Annotated in this window: 1 pseudogene; it reads left to right on the top strand. The window is 40.8% G+C overall.

The window, feature by feature from the left end:
* A pseudogene (locus H5119_RS20380) lies at positions 1 to 207 on the top strand (hypothetical protein); the annotation flags it as partial.
* Positions 208 to 233 lie beyond the last annotated feature (26 nt).

The raw sequence follows: 233 nt of genomic DNA, 5'->3' as shown, positions 1-233 counted from the left end.
GACAAACGAGGGTATATTGAAAGTACACACTTACCCTTACTCGAAAGAGTCAATATTTCCTCTGAAAACTGGTTAAAACTCACCACACAATTTACACGCGTATTTCACGGCGCAGTAGGCAGGCCTATCTCACAAGCAAGTTATTGCGAAAATTTAAATCGAAAACGGCGAGCGAATATCAGTAACTGCGAAAAGCTGCTCGCATAAAGTTTAAACGCCCCAGTAAAAAGTTA

This window comes from Pseudoalteromonas sp. SG45-5, from assembly GCF_014164085.1.
Taxonomy (GTDB): Bacteria; Pseudomonadota; Gammaproteobacteria; order Enterobacterales; family Alteromonadaceae; genus Pseudoalteromonas; species Pseudoalteromonas aliena.
Note: the sequence above shows the minus strand (reverse complement) of the source record. Positions and strands in the feature narration are given on the sequence as shown.